The organism is Brevibacterium sp. ZH18, assembly GCF_022748595.1.
Classification (GTDB): Bacteria; Actinomycetota; Actinomycetes; order Actinomycetales; family Brevibacteriaceae; genus Brevibacterium.
Genome location: NZ_JALDSX010000085.1, coordinates 1 through 3,640 on the forward strand (window position 1 = coordinate 1; position 3,640 = coordinate 3,640).

Annotated in this window: 4 protein-coding genes; 3 read left to right on the plus strand and 1 reads right to left on the minus strand. The window is 60.1% G+C overall.

The window, feature by feature from the left end; translation table 11 throughout:
* The first annotated feature begins 87 nt into the window (after positions 1 to 87).
* From MPN20_RS16920 to MPN20_RS16930, 3 genes are all read left to right on the plus strand, one after another.
* Positions 88 to 1,359: a serine hydrolase gene (locus MPN20_RS16920; RefSeq protein WP_242784016.1), complete on the plus strand. Its 1,272-nt coding sequence runs from the start codon at positions 88 to 90 to the stop codon at positions 1,357 to 1,359.
* Between the two features lie 403 nt (positions 1,360 to 1,762).
* On the plus strand, positions 1,763 to 1,930 hold the full coding sequence (locus MPN20_RS16925; protein ID WP_242784018.1) for a hypothetical protein: 168 nt from the start codon (positions 1,763 to 1,765) through the stop codon (positions 1,928 to 1,930).
* 354 nt (positions 1,931 to 2,284) lie between these two features.
* Positions 2,285 to 3,400, plus strand: coding sequence for an aromatic acid exporter family protein (locus MPN20_RS16930; RefSeq protein WP_242784020.1), 1,116 nt, complete (start codon positions 2,285 to 2,287; stop codon positions 3,398 to 3,400).
* Positions 3,401 to 3,427: 27 nt separating this feature from the next.
* On the opposite strand, the gene MPN20_RS16935 is transcribed toward MPN20_RS16930, so the two are convergent.
* On the minus strand, positions 3,428 to 3,640 hold a 213-nt coding region (locus tag MPN20_RS16935), incomplete at its 5' end, for a hypothetical protein (RefSeq protein ID WP_242784022.1).

Genomic DNA, 3,640 nt, shown 5'->3' on the forward strand with positions numbered 1-3,640 from the left:
TGCACTTTCGAGTGCACGGCCGCCTTTGCGTTGCAGCTGAGGCGAACCTGAAAACCGCGTCGCACCGTGCGTCGTAGACTGTCTCGCATGCGTTCTAACCGCCCGACATCTTCCGCGGCAGCGTCTGCACTGGCCGCTGCATCAACTCGAACACCTCGCGGTCGCGCGCTTCTGGGCTTCACACTGGCGCTCATACTCGTCCTCTCGCAGCTGGTCCTCTCCCCCGGTGTGTCACACGCGCAGTCCCAGCCGAGCAAGAAAGCCGAGAAGGTGTACGTGTCGCCGGACAACCTCGGCGACGGGTCGAAGCCTCCAGCCCCCGTGGGAACATCGTGGCTAGTCGGGGACCTTGATTCGGGTGATCTGCAGGTCGCTCACGACATCGACAAAAAGCACGCTCCTGCGTCGACGATCAAGCTGCTGACGGCTCTCGCGCTCGTCGATGTGCTCGACGACCGGAAGAAGAAGGTCCAGGCCGAGTTCGAGGACATGGAGATCGACGGTACGAAGGTCGGTCTGATGCAGAAGAACGACTACACCATCGACCTCCTGTTCCACGCGATGCTGATGTCAAGCGCCAATGATGCGGCGAATGCGCTTGGTCGCGCCGCGGGCGGACAGGAGAAGGCCGTGGCGCTGATGAACGAGAAAGCCGCCGAGCTGGGGATGACGAACACTCACGCGGTGAACACCTCTGGACTCGATGCCAAGGGGCAATTCACCACAGCTTCCGACATGATGAAGCTCGCGTGGGCGGTCTGTGAGAACGACTACCTGATGAAGGTCATCGGCACTGAGACGTTCAAGTTCCCCGGTGGAAAGAATCCGGACACCAAGGAGAAGTTCAAAGGCTACGAGATCCAGAATCACACGAAGATCGTCGGTCAGGTCGACGGTGGCCTCGGACTGAAGAATGGATACACGAAGACAGCCAAGGGCTCGTACATCGCCGTGGCCGAACGCGACGGCCACCGCGTCGTCGCGACGATGCTGGGAGTGGACAACAACTCCCGACAGGCTGCCGTCGATCTGCTCGAATGGGACTTCGCTCAGAAGGATCCGAAGTCACTCCAGACCGTGCCGGTCGGGCAGACCGTCACAGCCAGCACCGACCCTTCGGCCACTGCGTCCGAGACCACCAGCGATGCCGGCGGCGACTCGACCGGAGGAGACGCGACGGCCTCCCCCAACGGCAGCAAGGACTCGGCAGAGGATTCCGCTTCATCGCGCAGTTCGTCGCTCCTCGCGCTCAGCGGTGCGGATCTCGTGCCTATCGGCCTGCTTGCCGTCGGTGTCCTGCTGTTGATGTGCGCCGGCCTTCTGTGGCTGCGGGTCCGCAAGCGCCGTCACGCACAGTGACGAGCAGTGACGCGCAGTGACCCGCGAGAAGTGACGTCTGCCTCACTGTTTTGACTTCGCGCTCTCAGTGTAGTTAAGCTGATGTCTTGCGTTCGAAGTCGTCCGGCTTCATTGAACCATCCGACTCGTCGAGCACGATGAAACGTCGCTCATGACAAGCTTTCGGATTCAGGTTCGACATTGCAAATGATTCGCCACGGACACTGTCTCACTTCGAATCGCAGATCCCCCACCGTGAAGGATCAACCCACACCACGGTGACATCTCAGCTGGTCAGCATCCGACTTCGTCGGTTGACTGCCTGCATCCCGGTGACTGCCCCGTCACCACCAGGAAAACAATGAGAACGACATGCGTTGATGCATGCTGTTCGATGAAGAAATAGGTATGAAAGGAGGGAACGATGTCTCAGTTCCCACAATGGGTACAGCGTGCTGTTGAGCATGCAGGCCTGATTGATCCGACGATCAGCACCCGCAACGGAAAGGTCACGATCAGTGACACCACCGGCCGCGTCGTGTTGTTCACCGGCTCAGCGCTGCGTGAGATCACGCCGCTGGCTGCCGCTTGAGCGCAGCAGCCACTTGAAGACGCTTCAGGTTGTTCGATGAGCTCTCGCTCTGCTGGGTTTTAAGCAGTTCGAGAACCGCGACAGTCTAGCTTCTGCCCGACATTTCACAGGTCCGTCCTGTTGGAATGTCGGGCAATTTCATTTTCTCCAGAAATTCTTAGCCGAGGCGATCGTCGAGGGACTCATCCCCCGCCGGGCAATGGGACTCCTTTTCACCCCAGATGGGGTGACGTAGTCCCCCGCGCCCGTGGCTCACTTTCCCGATCACCACTGCTGTGCGAAAGATGACAGTGGATGTTCGTCTAGTGCTTGTAGGGTGAAGGTTTTACGAACCCGGTTCCAAGGGAAGGACCCATGTCGGAATACACACCGCAGAAGGTTTCACTGGTGGCCAGGCGTCCTGAAGTCTTGTCCGATCTGCTTCAGATCATCAAAAGCGTCATCGCGGCGACCGGCGCCTGGTGGCTGTCAGACACTGTTCTCAATTCCGAAATGCCGTTCTTGGCCCCGTGGACGGCCCTCCTGACAGTGCACGCAACCGTCCATCGGTCACTGTCCCGTGGAGCGCAGTCGACGATTGCTTCTGCCGTCGGTGTCGCCTTGTCCTTCGTTATCGGCAACTACCTGGGAGTGAGCATCTGGACCTTTGGTCTGGCTCTCTTCGTCGGTCTCAGCGCTGCTCGCCTGCCATGGATTCGTGATGAAGGCGTGGCGATCGCGACGACAGGCATCTTCGTCCTCGGCAGCGGGTTCGACAGTCAGCAGCCGTTCCTCGGAGAACGCATCCTCGAGCTTTCGCTGGGCATCGCAGTCGGCATCGTCGTCAACCTCCTCGTGATCCCGCCGCTGAGAGATCAGCAGGCTGCACGGTGCGTTGACAGCATCAACCGGCGTATGGGAACCATGTTGGTCGACATGGCAGATGAGCTTGATGAGGGATGGAGCACTGCGGAGGCCGATGACTGGTTCAAGGAGACCGAGTCGATGAGCGAGGAGTTGAACTCGGCCTGGCAGTCCGTGAGATTCGCCCGGGAGAGTCAGAAGGCAAACCCGCGCGATCGGCTGCGCCGGAAACGTCGATCGTCGGGTATGACCGGCGACTCAAACACGTCCGCGGCGGAGGCCAGCTACGAGAACATCCTGCAGCGGGTCGACGAAGGCATCTCCCACCTGCGCCATCTCACACGAACACTTCGCGAGGGTGCTTACGAGAGCGGCGAATGGGATACGCGCTTCCGGGAGCAGTGGACACACGTCGTCCGAGATGCGGGGCGAGCCATTGCCGACCCCGATGCGGAAGTCGAACCGATCTTCAAACGGCTCGAAGAGCTGTCGGTGAACATGACCGAAGACAAGGGCCTTCCGGAGCGTTCCTGGCCTCTCTACGGGTCGCTGATCGCGAGCATGCAGCACATCGCCGTCATCGTCGATGACGTCGCCTCTGCACGCGAGGCACGCGCGGCGAACTGAACTCAGTCGTCCTCATGCGACATCGCCCTACGGCACAGCGATGGGACCGACCTCTGCACCGGTGACTGCACCGGCCTCTGCACGAAGACGGCGCAGTGACTCCTGTAGCCAGTGGCTGTGGATGTCTTTTTCGTCTGGACATACGTGGCTCTTCATAAATAGGGCGGTGCGATAGCCACCCTCAAGCAGCGCAAGAAACGGGACCCTGGGTGCAATGATGTAGGTGTTCAAGACTCCATC